An 18935-nucleotide genomic window follows, 5' to 3' on the forward strand; every position below is an offset into this window, starting at 1 on the left:
AGCGGCCTGGCGGCCGCCTCCCCCCAGGGGGCGCCGCCAGCGGCCCGGCCAAGCCGGTTCCGCGGCGGCCACCTGGACTAGGCAGAGGCACAGCAGAACATGGCGCTGCAACAGATCATTGACCGCAGGCTGGCCGGCAAGAACAAGTCGATCGGCAACCGCGAGCGCTTCATCCGCCGCCACAAGGACCAGATCCGCGAGGCGGTGCGGCGCGCGGTGGACGGTCGCGGCATCCGCGACCTGGAGCGCGGCGAAGAGGTGCGCATCCCCAAGAAGGACCTCTCCGAGCCGGTCTTCCACCACGGCCAGGGCGGCCAGCGCGAGTACGTGCACCCGGGCAACCAGGAGTACGTGCAGGGCGACCGCATCGAGCGGCCCAAGGGCGGCCAGGGGCAGGGCGGTGGCCAGGGCCAGGCCAGCGACTCCGGCGACGGCGAGGACGACTTCGTCTTCGCGCTGTCCAAGGAGGAGTTCATGCAGATCTTCTTCGAGGACCTGGCGCTGCCGCACCTGATCCGCACCCAGCTCGCCGAGATCCCCGAATACAAGACCCACCGCGCCGGCTTCACCACCGACGGCACGCCCAACAACCTGCATGTGGTGCGCTCGATGCGCGGCGCGCTGGGCCGGCGCATCGCGCTGGGCGGCGAATCCCGGCGCGAGCTGCATGCGCTGGAGGACCGCGCCGCCGAGCTGCGGCGCCTGCCCGCCACCGACCCGGCCACGCAGCGCGAGCTGGCCGAGGTGGAGGCGCGCATCGCGGTGCTCAAGGCGCGCCTGGGCCTGATCCCCTTCCTCGACCCGATCGACCTGAAGTTCCGCAGCCGCGTGCGCACCCCGGTGCCGTCCAGCAAGGCGGTGATGTTCTGCCTGATGGACGTGTCGGGCTCGATGGACGAGCAGCGCAAGGAGCTGTCCAAGCGCTTCTTCATCCTGCTCTACCTGTTCCTGACGCGGCACTACGAGAAGATCGACCTGGTCTTCATCCGCCACCACACGCAGGCGCAGGAGGTCAACGAGCACGACTTCTTCCACGCCCGCGAGACCGGCGGCACCGTGGTCTCCAGCGCGCTGGAGCTGATGGACCAGATCATCCGCGCCCGCTACAACCCCAGCGAGTGGAACATCTACGGCGCCCAGGCCAGCGACGGCGACAACTGGCACCACGACTCCGCCCGCTGCCACGAGCTGCTGTCGCAGCGCGTGCTGCCCGCCTGCCGCTACTACGCCTATGTGCAGGTGGCCGAGGAGGAGCAGAACCTGTGGGAGGAATACGCCCGCCTGGCCGAGCACCACAAGAACTTCGCGATGAAGAAGGCGCTGGACGCCGCGCAGATCTACCCGGTGTTCCGTGACCTGTTCAAGAAGGAAGGGGTGCCCGCATGAGCGCAGACAGACCGCGCGAGTACTCGCAGGACCGCCGCTGGCACGACGACCGCAGCAAGATCCCCGAGGCCGGCGACCGCCGCCGCGGCCGCGAACCGTTGCTGGCCCCGCGCCCGCTGCCCCGGCGCCCCGAGCAGCCGCTGCCCGACCCCAGCGACTGGTCCTTCGAGCTGATCGAGCAGTACCACACGGTGATCGCCGCCACCGCGCGCCGCTTCGGTCTGGACACCTACCCCAACCAGCTCGAGATCATCACCGCCGAGCAGATGATGGACGCCTACGCCAGCGTGGGCATGCCGGTGAACTACCGCCACTGGAGCTACGGCAAGGAGTTCATCGCCACCGAGAAGAACTACCGCCGCGGCCACATGGGCCTGGCCTACGAGATCGTCATCAACTCCAACCCCTGCATCAGCTACCTGATGGAGGAGAACACGATGGCGATGCAGGCGCTGGTGATCGCCCACGCCGCCTACGGCCACAACAGCTTCTTCAAGGGCAACTACCTGTTCCGCATGTGGACCGATGCGGCCTCGATCATCGACTACCTGGTCTACGCGAAGAACTACGTGGCCGAGTGCGAGGAACGCCACGGCGTGGAGACGGTCGAGCTGTTCCTGGATTCCTGCCACGCGCTGCAGAACCACGGCGTGGACCGCTACCGCCGCCCCAGCAAGAAGAGCCTGGCCGAGGAACTGGCCGCGCGCCAGGACCGCGAGGCCTACGCGCAGCAGCAGGTCAACGACCTCTGGCGCACGCTGCCACGCAAGGCCGATGCCGCGGAGGAAACCCAGACCGCACGCCGCTTCCCGGCCGACCCCGAGGAGAACATCCTCTACTTCATCGAGAAGAACGCCCCGCTGCTCGAACCCTGGCAGCGCGAGATCATCCGCATCGTGCGCAAGGTCGCGCAGTACTTCTACCCGCAGCGCCAGACCCAGGTGATGAACGAAGGCTGGGCCACCTTCTGGCACCACCGGCTGCTCAACCAGATGTACGACGACGGCTACCTCACCGACGGCGTGATGATCGAGTGGCTGAAGTCGCACACCAACGTCATCTACCAGCCCAAGGTGGGCCAGCGCGGCTACAACGGCATCAACCCCTACGCGCTGGGCTTCGCGATGTTCACCGACATCAAGCGCATCTGCGAAGAGCCCACCGACGAGGACCGCGCCTGGTTCCCCGACCTGGCCGGCACGCCCTGGCTGCCCGCGCTGGACCAGGCGATGCGCAACTACAAGGACGAGAGCTTCATCGGCCAGTACCTCAGCCCCAAGCTGATGCGCGACTTCCGCTTCTTCGCGATCAAGGACGACGAGAAGGACAGCGAGCTGGAAGTCAGCGCCATCCATGACGAGAGCGGCTACCGCCGCGTGCGCGAGGCGCTGAGCCGCCAGTACGACCTGGGCAGCCGCGAGCCCAACATCCAGGTCTGGAACGTCAACCTGAGGGGCGACCGCAGCCTGACGCTGCGCCACACCCAGCACCTGGACAGGCCGCTGGACGACGGCGCCCACGAGGTGCTGCGCCATGTGGCGCGGCTGTGGGGCTTTGGCGTGCAGCTGGAAAGCGTCAACGGCCAGGGCGACATCACCCGGCGCTGGAGCGTGCCCGCCCCATCGAACTGAAGGGGCCGGCGCGGCGGCGGACGCGGCCCTTGATGCGGCGCAATGGGCGCCGCCATGGCAGGCGTAAAAGAGGCTTGCCGGCCGGCGATCTCGCCCCAAGGCGGTGGAGGTCGACCGAGGGGCCGGTGAAGCTCCAAAGGAAGTCCCCCCATGTCTGCCCTGCTCCGCACCTCCGCATCGCGCGTGTTCGCGCTGTCCGCCCTGTTCGTGGCCGCCGCGGCCGCCGCCGCGCCCGCCATCACCGATCTGCCCCACATGGCCCCGGCGCAGCGCGCCCAGGCGCTGCAGGCCCTGCGCCAGACCCCGGCGCTGCCGATGGCGGCGCTGGACACCACGCCACCGGTGGTGGTGTCGATCAACGCCGGCACCACGGTCGATGCCGGCAAGAGCATGAACCAGCTGGTGGTTGATCTCAACGTCACCGACGATCTCTCCGGCCTGCTGCACACCTTCATGACCGCCAGAAGCCCCAGCGGCGCCCAGACCGTGGCCAACGGCCAGCACCTGGGCGGCTGGACGGCGTTCAAGGGCCAGATGGCGCTGCGCTTCGGCCCCTTCGCCGAGCCGGGCGTCTGGACCATCACCGAGGTCTACGGCAGTGACATCGCCGGCAACAACTTCGTCTGCGACGCCGCCTGCCTGGGCGCACTGGGCGGCAACCTGCAGTTCACGGTCACCGGCACCCGGGCCGATGCGCAGGCACCCACGCTGAGCAGCGGCCGCATCCTGACGCCCGCGGTGTCGCTGAGCACGCCGGTCAAGGGCACACTGGACCACCTGCCGATCGTGCGCATGCAATTGGGCACCGCCGACCAGGGCGGCTCAGGCACCGCCGGCGCCTACGCCACCTTCTGCCTGCCGGACCAGAGCAGTTGCTTTGGCACCTGGAGCGAGAACTGGGTCTACGCGCAGAAGAAATCCACGCTATACGGCTACGCCAGCACCTGGGTCGGGATGCCCATCGGCACCTACCTGCTGAAGGACGTCACGCTGCATGACCACGCCGGCAGCACGCGGGTCTACACCAGCACCGCCTTCGGCGGCAGCACCGACTTCGCGCCGTGGTTCCCCAATGGCACGCAGGTGATCGTCAACCCGTGATGCCACGGCGGGGGCCTCTGGCCCCCGGCAGCGCCAGCGGTGTGCGGGCCACCGCGGGGATGCTGCGCACCCGGCTCAGTCGCACGTCGGTGAAGCGTTCGTCCGTCGGCTTGACGATGCGCGGGCGGGCCCGTGTCAGAACAATCAGGCGCCATCAGAACATCCTGAGGGAGCCTCCATGCGACACCCCGTCCTCGCCTTGTTGCTGGCCGCGTTGAGCGCGGCAGCGCCGCTCATGGCTGATGCGGCCGCTCCGCGCCGGCCTGTCGCGCCGGCTTCGGATGAGACGCCACCGCAGCTGACCTACCTCAACCTGCCCAAGTCGGTGAGCGTTGGGCCGTTCGGGGCCTCGCTGGTCTATGACATCCGGGCCCAGGACGATGTGGCCGGCCTGTGGCAGGTGTGGCCAACGCTGGTTGGCCCCTCTGGACAGACCATCGAGTTGAGCACGGCGCCCTATTGGGGTGACCTGTCGATCGACAAGCAGGTGGGCTGGTACCTGATGCCGTCGGTCGAGCCGGGACAGTGGACGATCCGCTCGGTGCAGTCCTGTGATGCCTTCGGCAACTGTGCCGTCCTCGACGCAGCGGCCCTGGCCAGCGTAGGCGGGCGCCATCGCATCACCGTCAAGAACCCGGGCTATGACGCCGTCGCGCCCACCCTGACGACCGGACAACTCAGCGCCTACTATCGCCAGGGCCGGTTGCCTCCCTACCTGATCGCACGACTCACGATTCAGGACACCGGAACGATCAGTGTGTCAGGCGTCAACGGCGCTGAGGTTGTGCTTTGCCTCGCCGACGGCTTCACCTGCGTGAGCGCATCGGGCGGCACCCTGGTTCCGGGCCTCGCGAGCACCACCGTCGTCGCGGCCAGCCAAGTGAGCGAGTACATGCCACAGGGCCAGTACTGGATCAAGTCCATCCGCGTGAGCGACCAGCAAAGCAATCAGCGGGTCTACACCAGCACCCTGTTCGGGGGCGAGACCGACTTCGCGCAGATCGTTCCTCAACCCTGGCTGAACCTGCCCTGAGGCCCGGCCACACCCCTCAGCCCAGCAACTCCAGCAGCGTGCGCGCCACCACCTTGGTGGCGCGGCGCAGGTCGTCCAGCACGATGTGCTCGTCGGCGCGCTTGGCGTTGCTCTCGCGCACGGTGCGCGGGCCGGCGCCGTAGATCACCGCCGGGATGCCGCGCTCGCAGTACAGGCGCACATCGGTGTAGAGCGGCGTGCCGCTCTCGGGGATGGGCTCGCCGAACACCGCCTCGCCGTGGCGCTGCAGCGCGGCCACCAACGGGCGGTTGCCCGGCAGGGGCTGGAGCGCATGGGCCATCAGCAGGCGCTTGATCTCGACCGTCACGCCGGGCACGGCGGCGGCGGCTTCGGTGATCACGCGGCGGATGTCGGCCTCCACCGCCACCGGGTCTTCCTCGGGGATCATGCGGCGGTCGAGCTTCAGCACCACCTTGCCCGGCACCACATTGGTGTTGGTGCCGCCCTCGATGCGGCCGACATTCAGGTAGGGGTGGGTGATGCCCGGCACCTGCGAGCTGATCTTCTTGTATTGCGCGTTCTGTGCGTACAGCGCCGACAGGATGGCGGTGGCGCCCTGCAGCGCATCCACGCCGGTGTGCGGAATGGCCGCATGCGCCATCACGCCGTGCACCGTCACCTCCATCTGCAGGCAGCCGTTGTGGGCGGTGACCACCTGGTAGCTGAAGCCGGCGGCGATTTCATAGTCGGGCTTCGTGTGGCCATGCTTCAGCAGCCAGCCCGGGCCCAGCTCGCCACCGAACTCCTCGTCGTAGGTGAAGTGCAGCTCCACCCCGCCCTTCAGCGGCAGCCCCAGCGCCTCGATCGCGCGGGTGGCGAAGGTGTAGGTGGCGAAGTCGCACTTGCTGACCGCCGACGCGCGGCCATAGAGCTTGCCGTCGACCACCTCGCCGCCATACGGGTCATGCGTCCAGCCCTCGCCCGGCGGCACCACGTCGCCGTGGGCATTGAGCGCGATCACCGGGCCGCCGTCGGCGTAGCGGCGCCGGGCGATCAGGTTGGTCACGCTCTGCATGCCATAGGCGTGCACCTCGGCGGCCGGCACCGGGAACCGCTCGGCGGGGATGCCGAAGCCCGCCAGCAGCTCGGCGGTGCGCTCGGCGTGCGGTGCGTTGTTCCCGGGCGGGGTGTCGGTGGGCACCTGCACCAGGGCCTGCAGGAAGCGCACTTCCTCGTCGAAGTGGGCATCGATCCATTGATCGAGTGAGGCGTAGCGGTCGGTCATCGGTGGTCCGCGGCAAGTTGTTCGGTCAGGTGGGTGAAGGCGCGCACCGCGAGTTCGCAGTCGTCGTTGCTCACGCCTTCGAGCGGGTTGTGGCTGATGCCGTCGTTCAGGCCGCGCACGAAGAGCATGGCCTGGGGCATCGCCTCGTGCAGCTTCATCGCGTCATGGCCGGCGCCGCTGGGCAGGGTGAAGACCGGCAGGCCCAGCGCCTGCACCGCGGCCTCCCAGCGGCGCTGCCAGGCCGGCGCGCTGGGGGCAGCGGCCGCGCGCATCGTCTCTTCCAGCGTGATCGCCACGCCGCGGCGGGTGGCGATGCGCGCCGCCTCGGCCTGCACGTCGGCCAGGCAGGCGTCGCGCACCGCGTTGGTGGTGGCGCGGATGTCCAGGCTGAAGCGGCAGCGGCCCGGCACCACGTTGATCGAGCCCTCGGGCACCTGCAGCATCCCCATCGTGCCGACCAGGTCGGGCACGCTGGCGGCGCGCTGCTCCAGGAACAGCGCCAGCTCGGCCACCGCGCAGGCGGCGTCGCGGCGCTGGCCCATCGGCGTGGTGCCGGCGTGGCTGGCCAGGCCCACGGCCTCGCCCAGCAGGCGCACGCTGCCATTGATGCTGGTGACCACGCCCAGCGGCAGGTCGCGCGCACTCAGCACCGGGCCCTGCTCGATGTGCACTTCCACGAAGCCCAGGTAGCGTGCGGGGTCACGCCTGAGCGTAGCAATCGCGGCCGGGTCCAGCCCGGCCTGCTGCATCGCGCTGCGCATCGTCACGCCGTCGGCGTCGGCCTGGTCCAGCCAGCCCGGATCGAACTGGCCCACCAGCGCACCCGAGGCCAGGAAGGTGGCCTTGTAGCGCTGGCCTTCCTCTTCCGCAAAGCCCACCACCTCGATGCCGAAGGGCAGGCGCCGGCCGGCCTGGTGCAGCGCGCGCACCACCGCCATCGGCACGAAGATGCCCAGGCGGCCGTCGTACTTGCCGCCGTTGCGCACGGTGTCGTAGTGGCTGCCGGTGAGCAGGCGCGGGGCCTGCGGGTCGATGCCGCGGTACAGGCCCACGACATTGCCCACGGCATCGATCGTCACCTCGTCGAAGCCGCACTCCTCGCGCATCCAGGTGCACAGGTCGCGGGCGCAGGCGCGGTGCGCGTCGGTCAGGTAGGTCACGGTCAGCTCGCCGCGCTCGGCGAAGCCGGGGTCGCTGTGCACGGCCAGGCGCTCGGCCCAGTCCCACACGCGGTTGCCCTCGGTCGGTTCCACGCCGAACTTGTCGTTCAGCCGGATCTCGGCGATGCGGTGGATGTTGCGCAGGCACTCGGCGCGCTCCATGTCCACCGGGTTGTTCAGGCGGCGCGCGAAGGTGGCGATGATGGCGTGGCGATCCAGCCCCAGACCACGCGGGCCACGCACCGCCAGGATGAAGGGGAAGCCGAACTTCGCGTTGTAGTCGGCATTGAGTTGCTGCAGTCGCGCGAACTCTTCGGGCGTGCAATCGGTCAGGCCGGCCTTGCCCTGCTCGTTGGTGGATTCGGCGGTGAGGCTCTTGCTGACCATCGCCTTGCCGGCCAGCTCGGGGTGGGCGCGGATCAGAGCTAGCTGCGCGGCCACGCCGGCCTCGTCCAGCACCCGCACCATGCAGTGCTTCAGGTGGGCCAGGCTGCGGAAGGGCCGCAGCGCGCAGGCGCGCTCGGCGATCCACGGCGAGTGCTCGTAGGTGCCGTCCAGCAGGCGGGTCACCTCGTCGACCGAGGCGGCATTGAGTTGATCGATCGTCAGCGGCACGGCGCGCTCACTCCCAGATGAAGGCGGTCTGCGCATCGAACGGGTGCTCGGCGCGCCAATGGTGGGCAATGTCGATGCGCCGTGTCACCCAGACCCGGTCATGCGACTGCACATGGTCGAGGAAGCGCTGCAGCGCACGCATCCGGCCCGGGCGGCCCAGCAGCCGGCAGTGCATGCCGATGCTCATCATCGCGGGCCGCTCGTCGCCCTCGGCGTACATCACGTCGAAGGCGTCCTTCAGGTACTGGAAGAACGGGTCGCCGTGGCTGAAGCCCTGCGGCAGCGCAAAGCGCATGTCGTTGCAGTCCAGCGTGTAGGGCACCACCAGGTGCGGCGCCAGCGTGCCGTCGGTCTTCCTGACCTGCAGCCAGAAGGGCAGGTCGTCGCCGTAGTAGTCGCTGTCGTAGGCGAAGCCGCCATGGTCGGCCACCAGGCGGCGGGTGTTGGGACTGTCGCGGCCGGTGTACCAGCCCAGCGGACGTTCACCCGTCAGGCGTTCAATGATCTCCATGCCGCGCTGCAGGTGCTCGCGCTCCTCGCACTCGGGCATGGTCTGGTAGTGGATCCACTTCCAGCCGTGGCAGGCGATCTCGTGGCCCAGTTCCACAAAGGCCTGCGTCACCTCGGGGCAGCGCGCCAGCGCGCTGGACACGCCGAAGATGGTCAGCGGCAGGCCGCGGCGCTCGAACTCGCGCAGCAGGCGCCACACGCCCACGCGTGAGCCGTATTCGTAGATGCCCTCCATGCTCAGGTGCCGCGCCGGGTAGCTGGCGGGGTTGAACATTTCGGAGAGGAACTGCTCGGAGCCGGCGTCGCCGTGCAGCACCGAGTTCTCGCCGCCCTCCTCGTAGTTCAGCACGAACTGCACCGCGATGCGGGCGTTGCCGGGCCAGCGGGCGTGGGGGACGTCGCGCCCGTAGCCCTTCAGGTCGCGGGGATAGCGTGGGGTCATCTCAGGTCTCGGTGGACAGCACCGCCGCCAGGTCCGGCGCGCGTGGATGCATGCTCAGGTTGGTCTCGACGCTGCGCAGGTGGTGTTCCATCAGGCGCACCACCGCACGGCTGTCGCGGCGGGCCAGCGCGTCGACGATGGCCTCGTGCTCGGCCTGCGAGGCCTCGGCCGAATGCGCCGACTGGTACATCAGCGAGATCAGCGAGGAGCGCCGCAGCAGTTCTTCCAGCAGCTGCGCCAGCACCTCGTTGCCCATCATCCGCGCCAGCAGCACATGGAAGTCGGCCAGCAGCCGGGTGCGGCCGGGCACGTCGGTGCGGGCCACCGCCTCGCGCTCGGCCTTCAGGTGGCGGCGCAGTTCGGTGACCTGGGCGTCGGTGATGCGCGCGCACAGCTGGCGCGCCATCGCCGACTCGATCATCGAGCGCACCTCGAAGACCTGGCGCGCTTCTTCCGGGCTGGGCATGGCCACGAAGGCGCCGCGCGCCGGCTCCAGCGTCACCAGGCGGTCGCGGCTGAGCTGGTTCAGCGCCTGGCGCACCAGCGTGCGCGAGACCTGGAAGATGTCGGCCAGCTTCTGCTCGGCCAGCTTGGTGCCGGGCATCAGCCGGCGCTCGACGATGGCGGTGGTGATCGACTCGACGATGCGCGCGGTGCTGCCCATGACCTGTGCCTCTGCGGCCGCCTCGGCCACGGCGGCACGCGGCTTGCGTGCTGTGCGGGTGGTGGTGGTGGCGCTGCGGGTCATGATCGGTTGACGTGTATTCGAAAGTGTATACACTTTTATGCATTCCGCAAGCCACGCCACCGAAAGGACACCTCCCATGGGACTCAGCACCCACGTGCTCGACACGATGAACGGCTGCCCCGCCGCCGGCATGGCGGTGCGCCTGGAGCGCCTGCTGCCCGGTGGCAGCCAGGTGATCCGCAGCCTGACCCTGAACGACGACGGCCGGGCCGACGGGGGCCCGCTGCTGGCCGGCCTGGACATGCAGATCGGCCGCTACCGGCTGGTGTTCTCGGTGGCCGCGTACTTCAAGTCCCGCGGCGTGGACCTGCCCGACCCGCCCTTCCTGGACGAGGTGCCGCTGGACTTCGGCATCGCCGACATCGCCGCGCACTACCACGTGCCGCTGCTGGTCAGCCCCTGGTCGTATTCCACCTACCGCGGCTCCTGAAGCCGCCACGCCGGGCACGGCACTTGCACGCGCCCGCACACCCTCACCCTGCCGGAGTTGCTGCCATGCGCCTGTCCCGCCGCCTTGCCCTGTCCTGCCTGGCGCTGGCCGCCAGCCTGGCCGCACTGCCCGCCCGGGCCGCCTGGCCCGACAAGCCCATCCGCCTGGTGGTGACCTTTGCCGCCGGCGGCGCCAGCGACATCGTCGCCCGCACCATCGCCGACCCGCTGGCCAAGGCGCTGGGCCAGCCGGTGGTGGTGGACAACAAGCCCGGTGCCGGCGGCACGATCGGGGGCCTCGACGTGGTGCGCTCCGCACCCGATGGCTACACGCTGATGCTGTCGAACTCCACGCCCACCTCGATCGGCCCGTACACCGTGCCCAAGCCGCCCTACGACCCGGTCAAGCAGTTCACCCATGTGGCGATGCTGGGCGTGGCGCCGGTGCTGATCATGGCGAACCCCAAGACCGGCCCGGCCAGCCTGAAGGACCTGCCCAAGGCGGCGGCCGCCCCAGGCTTCGTCTTCGGCAGCGGCGGGCCGGGCTCGATCGGCCACATCGTCGGCGAGATGACCAAGGACGCGATGAAGCTGCAGATGACGCACGTGCCCTACCGCGGCGGTGCGCCCATGACCACCGACCTGATCGCCGGCACGATCCCACTGGGCATCGACGTCATCACCGCCTTCGTGCCCATGGTCAAGAGCGGTCAGATCCGCGCGCTGGCCGTGACCACGCCGGGCCGCTCGCCGCTGCTGCCCGAGGTGCCCAGCGTCACCGAGCTGGGCCTGCCGCAGCTGGTGGCCGAGAACTACTTCGGCGTCTCCGGCCCGGCCGGCCTGCCCAAGGAGGTGGTCGATCGGCTGACCAAGGCGCTTGCAGACATCGAGTCCGACCCCGCCATCCTCAAGCGCTTCGGCGAGCTGGGCATCACCCCCTCGCGCATGACCGGCGCCGCCTTCGGCGCCTTCGTCGCCAAGCAGGTGGCCGACTGGGCCCCGGCCATCAAGGCGGCTGACCTGGCGCCCTGAGGCACGCACATCCGGGTCGTCCCGCTGGACGATCGTGTACGAATGTGTATACACTTTGACCCACGTCGCCGCGGAGCCCGCGTCGCCCTGCCCGGGGCGCGGTTGCGACGTCACTCCCTCACAGAGCCCGCCGTGGTGAGGACCGGCCAGCGTCGCCCCCCGGCGTCCCGGCCGGCCGAACGCTAGAGGGCATGATGGAAGCGTATCTCCTCGACTGGGCCAACCTGCTGCTGCGCTGGCTGCACGTGATCACCGCGATCGCGTGGGTGGGCTCCTCGTTCTACTTCGTCTGGCTGGACAACCACCTGATCCGGCCCAAGTCGCCCGACCTGCTGGAAAAGGGCGTGGATGGTGCGCTGTGGGCGGTGCACGGCGGGGGTTTCTACAACCCGCAGAAGTACATGGTGGCGCCCAAGAAGATCCACACCGAGCTGCACTGGTTCTACTGGGAAAGCTACTCCACCTGGCTGTCGGGCTTTGCGCTGTTCACGGTGCTGTACCTGTTCAACGCCAGCACCTTCCTGATCGACCAGAGCGTCTACGCCTGGACGCCACTGGGCGCGATCGCCGCGGCGCTGGGCTTCCTGGTGGTGTTCTGGCTGGTCTATGACGGCATCTGCCGCACGCTGGGCGCCGGCCCCGAGGCCGACACCAAGGTGGGCGTGCTGATCACCGTGCTGGTGGTCTTCGCCGCCTGGCTGGCCTGCCAGCTGTTCGCGGGCCGCGCTGCCTTCCTTCTGGTGGGCGCGATGATGGCCACGTCGATGAGCGCCAACGTGTTCTTCTGGATCATCCCGGGCCAGCGCAAGATCGTCGCGGCGATGACCGCCGGCCAGCCGTCCGATCCGATCCACGGCAAGCGCGGCAAGCAGCGCAGCGTGCACAACACCTACTTCACGCTGCCGGTGCTGGCGGCCATGCTGAGCAACCACTACGGCATGCTCTACAGCCACCGCTGGAACTGGGTGATCCTGGTGCTGATCATGCTGGGCGGGGCGCTGATCCGGCACTTCTTCGTGGCCCGCCACAAGACCCACGTCAAGGGCCTGCCCGACCCCTGGCCCTGGGCCGTGGCCGGCGTGCTGCCGCTGCTGGCGGCGGTGGCCCTGGCCGCGCCCTGGGACCGCCTGAACGCCCCACCGCCGCGGGCCGACGCCCCGGCGCCCACGCTGGCCGCCGTGCAGACCATCGCGCAGCAGCGCTGCGTGATGTGCCACAACGAGCAGGTCAACAACAAGGGCGTGATGCTGCACAGCGCCGAGCTGATCGTGAAGCACGCGCCGCAGGTCTACCAGCAGGCCGTGGTGCAGCGCCTGATGCCGCTGAACAACGCCACCGGCATCACCGAAGACGAACGCGCGCTCATCGCGCGCTGGTTCGAATCCGGCGCAAAACCCTAGACCCCCACGCTCCCTGCCGGTCGCTGCCCCCCGAGGGGGCTTTGGCAGCGGACCTGCGAAGCCGGATCCGCGCCAATCTCTTGACGGGGTCTGCTGGCTGCTGAACGACAAGACGAGGAGACATCCATGACAACCGCATCCACGGTCCACCCGGTGGACGAGAAACTGCCTGCTGGCCGCCTGGCCGCGCTGGGCCTGCAGCATGTGCTGGTGATGTACGCCGGCGCGATCGCGGTGCCGCTGATCGTCGGCCGGGCGCTCAAGCTCAGCCCCGAGCAGGTGGCGCTGCTGATCTCGGCCGACCTGTTCTGCTGCGGCCTGGTCACGCTGATCCAGTCACTGGGCTTCACGCGCTGGTTCGGCATCAAGCTGCCGGTGATGATGGGCGTGACCTTCGCCGCGGTGGGCCCGATGGTGGCCATGGCCAACGCCATGCCCGGCCCGGACGGCGCCCGCGCGATCTTCGGCGCCATCATCGGCGCCGGTGTGATCGCCATGCTGCTGGCGCCGGTGATGGGCCGCCTGCTGCGCTACTTCCCGCCGGTGGTCACCGGCACCATCATCGCGGTCATCGGCATCAGCCTGATGCGGGTGGGCGTGGGTTGGGCGCTGGGCGGCCCGGCCAACCTGGCGCAGAACGTGGACGTGCCCAAGCTGGTGGCCATGGTCGATGGCGCCAAGGCCACGGCTGAGGCGGCGGCCGCGTCGGCCGCCCCAGGCGCCTCGGCACCCGCGCTGAAGCTGGGCCCGGTGCCCATGGTCAACAACCCCGGCTACGGTGCGCTCGACAACCTGGCGATCGCCGGCTTCGTGCTGGCCGTGGTGCTGCTGCTGGTGAAGTACGGCCGCGGCTTCGTCGCCAACATCGCGGTGCTGCTGGGCATCGTCGCCGGCAGCGTGCTGGCGGTGGCGCTGGGCAAGATGAATTTCGACAAGGTGGCCAAGGCCGCCTGGGTGGATGTGGTCACGCCCTTCGCCTTCGGCATGCCCAGCTTCGACCCGTTGATGATCGGCACGATGACGCTGGTGATGATCGTCGTGATGATCGAGTCCACCGGCATGTTCCTGGCGCTGTCCGACATCACCGGCAAGCGCGTCAGCCAGGCCGAGCTCACCGCCGGCCTGCGCACCGACGGCCTGGGCACGCTGATCGGCGGCCTGTTCAACACCTTCCCCTACACCAGCTTCTCGCAGAACGTGGGCCTGGTGGGCGTGACCGGCGTGCGCAGCCGCTATGTGTGCGTGGCCGCCGGTGTGATCATGATCGTGCTGGGCCTGCTGCCCAAGATGGCGGCGCTGGTCGAATCGGTGCCGCAGTTCGTGCTGGGCGGCGCCGGCCTGGTGATGTTCGGCATGGTGGCCGCCACTGGCATCCGCATCCTCGGCCGCGTGGACTTTGCCGGCAACCGCCACAACCTCTACATCGTCGCCATCTCGGTGGGCATGGGCCTGGTGCCGCTGGTGGCACCGCGCTGGACGCAGCAGATGCCGCACCAGCTGCACCCGCTGCTGGAGTCGGGCATCCTGCTGGCGGCCCTGACCGCGGTGCTGCTGAACCTGTTCTTCAATGGCAGCCGGGGCGCAGATACCGCGGCCTCGGTCGAAGCGTCGAAGAGCTTCGACGCCCACTGAGCCCCGCTGGCCGCCCGGCCGCTCAGGCCTGCGGCCAGCCATCCGCCGCCATCGCGCTGCGCAGGAACTCGATGAAGTGCGTCACCTTGGCCGGCACCAGCCGGGGTGACGGGAACACCGCGTGGATGTCCTGCGCCGGCAGCGCGTGGTCGGCCAGCACCGGCTGCAGGCGGCCGTCCTCCAGCGCATGGCGCGCCACGTACAGCGGCAGCGCGGCCAGGCCCAGGCCGGCGCAGCAGGCGCCCAGCACCGCGCTCAGGTTGTTCGAGCGCAGCGGCCCGCGCACCGGCACCGACAGCTCCACGCCGCCGGGTGGGCGCAGCGTCCAGCGGTCGTCGCCCTGCACGCTGGAATAGACCAGGCAGGCGTGGGTGACCAGTTCGGCCGCATCGGCCGGCGCGCCATGGGCAGCCAGGTAGCCAGGCGCCGCCACCAGCAGCCAGGGGTTGCGGCCCAGGAAGCGCGCGCCCAGTGACGAATCGGCCAGCCGGCCCATGCGGATCGCCACGTCCACGCCCTGCTCGACCAGGTTGACGTAGCGGTCCTCGAAGCTCAGGTCCAGCACCACCTCGGGGTGGGCCTGCATGTAGCGCAGCGCCAGTGGCACCAGCACCCGCCGGCCAAAGGCCACCGAGCTGCTCACCCGCAGCTGGCCCGCCAGCCGGCCCTGCTGCAGCGCGGCCAGGTTGTCGGCCTCGTCCAGTGCCTCGGCGATGCGCTTGCACTGCTCGTAGTAGCGCTGGCCGATCTCGGTGGGCGCCACGCCACGCGTAGAGCGGTGCAGCAGCCGCGCGCCCAGGTGCTGCTCGATCGCCGCCACCGCCTTGGTGGCGGTGGGCTGGGTCACGCCCAGCTCGGCAGCGGCCTTGCTGAAGCTGCCGGTCTCGACGACCCGGATGAAGAGTTGCACGCGCGCGATGCGGTCCATGGCGCCGATCCTAGGGCCACCAGCCATTCCTGCGCAGAATAGGACTTATCGACGGACTGCGGTTCACAGCACCGCCGTCACGCCCGAGCATCCGCCCCAACCCCTACAGGAGACACGCGATGCCCAAGATGACCGCGGCCATGGCCGCCGTGCTGGTGATGGAAAAGGAAGGCGTGACCCAGGCCTTCGGCGTCCCCGGCGCGGCCATCAACCCCTTGTACGCCCAGCTGCGCGAGCGGCAGACCATCGGCCACATCCTGGCCCGCCATGTCGAGGGCGCCTCGCACATGGCCGAGGGCTACACCCGCGCCAAGGCCGGCAACATCGGCGTGTGCATCGGCACCTCGGGCCCGGCCGGCACCGACATGATCACCGGCCTGTATTCGGCCCAGGCCGACTCCATCCCCATCCTGTGCATCACCGGCCAGGCGCCGCGCGCCCGGATGCACAAGGAAGACTTCCAGGCGGTGGACATCGCCCGCATCGCCGCCCCGGTCACCAAGTGGGCCACCACGGTCATGGAGCCGGCCCAGGTGCCGCGCGCCTTCCAGCAGGCCTTCCACCTGATGCGCTCGGGCCGCCCGGGCCCGGTGCTGATCGACCTGCCGGCCGATGTGCAGACCGCCGAGATCGAGTTCGACATCGACACCTACGCCCCGCTGCCCGTCTACAAGCCCGCCGCCACCCGCGCCCAGATCGCCCACGCGCTGGCGATGCTGCAGACCGCCGAGCGACCGCTGATCGTGGCCGGCGGCGGCATCATCAATGCCGACGCCAGCGCGCTGCTGGTGGCGTTCGCCGAGCTGACCGGCATCCCGGTGATCCCCACGCTGATGGGCTGGGGCGCGATCCCCGACGACCACCCGCTTATGGCCGGCATGGCCGGCCTGCAGACCCAGCACCGCTACGGCAACGCCACGCTGCTGGCCAGCGACTTCGTACTGGGCATCGGCAACCGCTGGGCCAACCGCCACACCGGCTCGCCCGAGGTCTACTGCCGCGGCCGGCGCTTCATCCATGTGGACATCGAGCCCACCCAGATCGGCCGTGTCTTCGCGCCCGACTACGGCATCGTCAGCGATGCCCGCGCAGCGCTGGAACTGTTCGTCGAGGTGGCGCGCGAGATGCAAGCCGCCGGCACGCTGAAGGACCGCCGCGCCTGGGCCGCCGACTGCGCCGCGCGCAAGCGCGACCTGGGCCAGCAGCGCAAGACACAGTTCGACCAGGTGCCGATGAAGCCGCAACGCGTCTACCAGTGCATGAACCGCGCCTTCGGCCGCGACACCACCTACGTCAGCACCATCGGCCTGAGCCAGATCGCCGGCGCGCAGTTCCTGCACGTCTACCACCCGCGCCACTGGATCAACTGCGGCCAGGCCGGCCCGCTGGGCTGGACCGTGCCCGCCGCGCTGGGGGTGCGTGCGGCCGATCCGGGGCGGCGCATCGTGGCGCTGTCGGGCGACTACGACTTCCAGTTCATGCTGGAAGAGCTGGCCGTGGGCGCGCAGTTCAAGCTGCCCTACCTGCACCTGGTGCTGAACAACAGCTACCTCGGTCTGATCCGCCAGGCGCAGCGCGGCTTCAACATGGACTACTGCGTGCAGCTGGGCTTCGACAACATCAACACCCCGCCCGGGCAGAACGCGCGCCGCTACGGCGTGGACCACATCAAGGTGGTGGAAGGCCTGGGCTGCAAGGCGATCCGCGTGGAGCGCCCCGAGGACTTCGCCCCGGCCATCGCCCAGGCCGAGGCCTGGATGAGCGAGTACCAGGTGCCGGTGGTAGTGGAGGTGCTGCTGGAGCAGGTCACCAACATCGCGATGGGCACCGAGATCAACGCCATCCATGAGTTCGAGGAACTCGCCACCACCGCCGCCGACGCCCCCACCGCGCTGGCCCTGATCGACTGAGGACCGCCCATGCCGCGCTTGGCTGCCAACCTGACGATGCTCTTCACCGAGGTCCCGTTCCTGGACCGCTTCGAGCGCGCCGCGCGCGCCGGTTTCCAGGCGGTGGAGTTCCTCTTTCCCTACCCGTTTGCAGCCGACGAGATCCGTGCCCGGCTGGACGCCCACGGCCTGCAGTGCGTGCTGCACAACCTGCCCGCCGGCCACTGGGACCTGGGCGAGCGCGGCATCGCCTGCCTGCCCGGCCGCGAGGAGGAATTCCGCCGCGGCGTGGACACCGCGCTGCGCTACGCCGAAGCGCTGGGGGTGCAGCAGCTCAACTGCCTGGTGGGCATCGCCCCCGCTGGTGTCGACGAGGCCACGCAGCGCGCCACGCTGCTGGCCAACCTGCGTCATGCGGCGGATGCGCTGGGCCGCGCCGGCCTGACGCTGCTGGTCGAGCCGATCAACCGCTACGACATCCCCGGCTTCTGGCTCCACCGCAGCGAGCAGGCGATCGCGCTGATCGACGAGGTCGGCTCGCCGCACCTGAAGCTGCAGCACGACCTCTACCACGCGCAGCGCAGCGAGGGCGAGCTGGTCGGCACGCTGCAGCGCCTGATGCCGCGCATCGGCCACCTGCAGATCGCCGACAACCCCGGCCGCCACGAGCCCGGCACCGGCGAAATCCACTGGCCGTTCGTCTTCGCCGAGATCGACCGCCTGGGCTACGCCGGCTGGATCGGCTGCGAATACAAGCCCGCCACCAGCACCGAGGCCGGCCTGGGCTGGCGCCAGCGCCTGGCCCTCTGAAACCACAGCTTGCCTCACAGGATCATTGCATGAGCCACCCTGAGTCCCGCGCCCTCGGCTTCATCGGCCTGGGCATCATGGGCGCGCCGATGTGCGCCCACCTGATCGACGCCGGCCACACGCTGTTCGTCCACACCCGCTCGCGCGTGCCCGAGGCAGTGGCCAGCCGCCGCGCCACCCACTGCACCACCGCGCGCGGCGTGGCCGAGCGCGCCGAGGTGATCTTCCTGATGCTGCCCGACACGCCCGATGTCGAGCGCGTGCTCTTCGGCCCCGACGGCGTGGCCGAAGGCCTGAAGAACGCCACCACCCGCAAGACGGTGGTCGACATGAGCTCGATCTCTCCCATCGCCACGCGCGGCTTCGCCCACCGCATGGCCGCGCTGGGGCACGATTACGTCGACGCACCGGTGTCGGGCGGCGAAGTGGGCGCGAAGAGCGCCACGCTGTCGATCATGGCCGGTGGCGACGAAGGCGCCTTCGGCCGCATCCGCCCGCTGCTGCAGCACATGGGCCAGAACATCACCTGGGTGGGCGAGGCCGGTGCCGGCCAGACCGCCAAGGTGGCCAACCAGATCGTCGTGGCACTGACGATCGAGGCCGTGGCCGAGGCGCTGGTGTTCGCCGCCAAGGCCGGCGTCGATCCGGCCAAGGTGCGCCAGGCGCTGCTGGGCGGCTTTGCCAACTCGAAGATCCTGGAGGTGCATGGCGAGCGCATGGTCAAGCGCACGTTCAACCCGGGCTTCCGGATCTCGCTTCACCAGAAGGACCTGGCGCTGGCGCTGGACAGTGCGCGCGCGCTGGGCATGGCCCTGCCCAACACCGCCAGCACCCAGCAGCTGTTCTCGGCCTGCGTGGCCCAGGGCGGCGCCGGCTGGGACCACTCGGCGCTGGTGCGGGCGATCGAGGCCCTGGCCGGCCAGGCCGTGGCCGACTGACCCGC

Annotated in this window: 16 protein-coding genes; 11 read left to right on the forward strand and 5 right to left on the reverse strand. The window is 69.8% G+C overall.

The annotated features are described in order from the left end of the window. Positions 1-99 precede the first annotated feature (99 nt). From KAK03_RS16325 to KAK03_RS16340, 4 genes are all read left to right on the forward strand, one after another. On the forward strand, positions 100-1386 hold the full coding sequence (locus KAK03_RS16325; RefSeq protein WP_210855286.1) for a YeaH/YhbH family protein: 1287 nt from the start codon (positions 100-102) through the stop codon (positions 1384-1386). Further along, positions 1383-3017, forward strand: a complete 1635-nt coding sequence (locus KAK03_RS16330) for a SpoVR family protein (RefSeq protein WP_210855288.1) — start codon at positions 1383-1385, stop codon at positions 3015-3017. Before KAK03_RS16325 ends, KAK03_RS16330 begins: the two co-directional genes overlap by 4 nt. A gap of 150 nt (positions 3018-3167) precedes the next feature. Beyond that, positions 3168-4118 (forward strand): hypothetical protein, encoded by a 951-nt coding sequence (locus KAK03_RS16335; RefSeq protein WP_210855290.1) that lies wholly within the window; start codon positions 3168-3170, stop codon positions 4116-4118. Between the two features lie 178 nt (positions 4119-4296). Further along, a complete protein-coding gene (locus KAK03_RS16340) occupies positions 4297-5151 on the forward strand; it encodes a hypothetical protein (RefSeq protein WP_210855292.1) in 855 nt (284 codons plus the stop codon). Between the two features lie 16 nt (positions 5152-5167). Here the strand turns inward: KAK03_RS16340 and KAK03_RS16345 are convergent, their stop codons facing one another. Genes KAK03_RS16345 through KAK03_RS16360 form a run of 4 tightly spaced genes read right to left on the reverse strand, consistent with a single transcriptional unit; the run spans position 5168 to position 9872 of the window. Then, complete coding sequence (locus KAK03_RS16345; protein ID WP_210855294.1) at positions 5168-6397, reverse strand: M20 family metallopeptidase; 1230 nt, start codon at positions 6395-6397, stop codon at positions 5168-5170. Beyond that, positions 6394-8172, reverse strand: coding sequence for a 2-oxo-4-hydroxy-4-carboxy-5-ureidoimidazoline decarboxylase (gene uraD, locus KAK03_RS16350; protein WP_210855296.1), 1779 nt, complete (start codon positions 8170-8172; stop codon positions 6394-6396). Before uraD ends, KAK03_RS16345 begins: the two co-directional genes overlap by 4 nt. Positions 8173-8179: 7 nt before the next feature. After that, positions 8180-9124, reverse strand: coding sequence for an allantoinase PuuE (gene puuE, locus KAK03_RS16355; RefSeq protein ID WP_210855298.1), 945 nt, complete (start codon positions 9122-9124; stop codon positions 8180-8182). Between the two features lies 1 nt (position 9125). Continuing rightward, positions 9126-9872: a GntR family transcriptional regulator gene (locus tag KAK03_RS16360; protein ID WP_210855300.1), complete on the reverse strand. Its 747-nt coding sequence runs from the start codon at positions 9870-9872 to the stop codon at positions 9126-9128. Positions 9873-9948: 76 nt separating this feature from the next. Between KAK03_RS16360 and uraH the strand changes: the two genes are divergently transcribed. From uraH to KAK03_RS16380, 4 genes are all read left to right on the forward strand, one after another. Continuing rightward, complete coding sequence (uraH, locus tag KAK03_RS16365) at positions 9949-10302, forward strand: hydroxyisourate hydrolase (RefSeq protein WP_210855303.1); 354 nt, start codon at positions 9949-9951, stop codon at positions 10300-10302. A 65-nt stretch (positions 10303-10367) separates the two neighbouring features. After that, a complete protein-coding gene (locus KAK03_RS16370; RefSeq protein ID WP_210855305.1) occupies positions 10368-11333 on the forward strand; it encodes a Bug family tripartite tricarboxylate transporter substrate binding protein in 966 nt (321 codons plus the stop codon). Positions 11334-11527: 194 nt separating this feature from the next. Beyond that, a complete protein-coding gene (locus KAK03_RS16375) occupies positions 11528-12733 on the forward strand; it encodes a urate hydroxylase PuuD (RefSeq protein ID WP_210855307.1) in 1206 nt (401 codons plus the stop codon). A 126-nt stretch (positions 12734-12859) separates the two neighbouring features. Next, positions 12860-14365 (forward strand): nucleobase:cation symporter-2 family protein, encoded by a 1506-nt coding sequence (locus KAK03_RS16380; RefSeq protein WP_210855309.1) that lies wholly within the window; start codon positions 12860-12862, stop codon positions 14363-14365. Between the two features lie 22 nt (positions 14366-14387). Here the strand turns inward: KAK03_RS16380 and KAK03_RS16385 are convergent, their stop codons facing one another. Then, positions 14388-15293 (reverse strand): LysR family transcriptional regulator, encoded by a 906-nt coding sequence (locus KAK03_RS16385; protein ID WP_210855311.1) that lies wholly within the window; start codon positions 15291-15293, stop codon positions 14388-14390. Positions 15294-15412: 119 nt separating this feature from the next. On the opposite strand from KAK03_RS16385, the gene gcl reads away from it, so the two are divergent. Genes gcl through KAK03_RS16400 form a run of 3 tightly spaced genes read left to right on the forward strand, consistent with a single transcriptional unit; the run spans position 15413 to position 18930 of the window. Next, positions 15413-17203, forward strand: coding sequence for a glyoxylate carboligase (gene gcl / locus KAK03_RS16390; protein ID WP_210855313.1), 1791 nt, complete (start codon positions 15413-15415; stop codon positions 17201-17203). Positions 17204-17212: 9 nt separating this feature from the next. After that, the gene (gene hyi, locus KAK03_RS16395) at positions 17213-17992 is read left to right on the forward strand and encodes a hydroxypyruvate isomerase (RefSeq protein ID WP_210855315.1); all 780 of its coding nucleotides are present in this window, start codon (positions 17213-17215) and stop codon (positions 17990-17992) included. Positions 17993-18021: 29 nt separating this feature from the next. Continuing rightward, the gene (locus KAK03_RS16400) at positions 18022-18930 is read left to right on the forward strand and encodes a 2-hydroxy-3-oxopropionate reductase (protein ID WP_210855317.1); all 909 of its coding nucleotides are present in this window, start codon (positions 18022-18024) and stop codon (positions 18928-18930) included. Positions 18931-18935 lie beyond the last annotated feature (5 nt).

The sequence above is a fragment of the Ideonella alba genome (assembly GCF_018069845.1).
Classification (GTDB): domain Bacteria; phylum Pseudomonadota; class Gammaproteobacteria; order Burkholderiales; family Burkholderiaceae_C; genus Ideonella; species Ideonella alba.

Coding starts and splice junctions, on each gene's coding strand:
- KAK03_RS16385 (WP_210855311.1), bottom strand. CDS start 15,293: ATGGACCGCATCGCGCGCGTGCAACTCTTCATCCGGGTCGTCGAGACC.
- KAK03_RS16380 (WP_210855309.1), top strand. CDS start 12,860: ATGACAACCGCATCCACGGTCCACCCGGTGGACGAGAAACTGCCTGCT.
- gcl (WP_210855313.1), top strand. CDS start 15,413: ATGCCCAAGATGACCGCGGCCATGGCCGCCGTGCTGGTGATGGAAAAG.
- KAK03_RS16360 (WP_210855300.1), bottom strand. CDS start 9,872: ATGACCCGCAGCGCCACCACCACCACCCGCACAGCACGCAAGCCGCGT.
- KAK03_RS16400 (WP_210855317.1), top strand. CDS start 18,022: ATGAGCCACCCTGAGTCCCGCGCCCTCGGCTTCATCGGCCTGGGCATC.
- KAK03_RS16345 (WP_210855294.1), bottom strand. CDS start 6,397: ATGACCGACCGCTACGCCTCACTCGATCAATGGATCGATGCCCACTTC.
- puuE (WP_210855298.1), bottom strand. CDS start 9,124: ATGACCCCACGCTATCCCCGCGACCTGAAGGGCTACGGGCGCGACGTC.
- KAK03_RS16340 (WP_210855292.1), top strand. CDS start 4,297: ATGCGACACCCCGTCCTCGCCTTGTTGCTGGCCGCGTTGAGCGCGGCA.
- KAK03_RS16325 (WP_210855286.1), top strand. CDS start 100: ATGGCGCTGCAACAGATCATTGACCGCAGGCTGGCCGGCAAGAACAAG.
- KAK03_RS16335 (WP_210855290.1), top strand. CDS start 3,168: ATGTCTGCCCTGCTCCGCACCTCCGCATCGCGCGTGTTCGCGCTGTCC.
- KAK03_RS16370 (WP_210855305.1), top strand. CDS start 10,368: ATGCGCCTGTCCCGCCGCCTTGCCCTGTCCTGCCTGGCGCTGGCCGCC.
- uraH (WP_210855303.1), top strand. CDS start 9,949: ATGGGACTCAGCACCCACGTGCTCGACACGATGAACGGCTGCCCCGCC.
- KAK03_RS16375 (WP_210855307.1), top strand. CDS start 11,528: ATGGAAGCGTATCTCCTCGACTGGGCCAACCTGCTGCTGCGCTGGCTG.
- hyi (WP_210855315.1), top strand. CDS start 17,213: ATGCCGCGCTTGGCTGCCAACCTGACGATGCTCTTCACCGAGGTCCCG.
- KAK03_RS16330 (WP_210855288.1), top strand. CDS start 1,383: ATGAGCGCAGACAGACCGCGCGAGTACTCGCAGGACCGCCGCTGGCAC.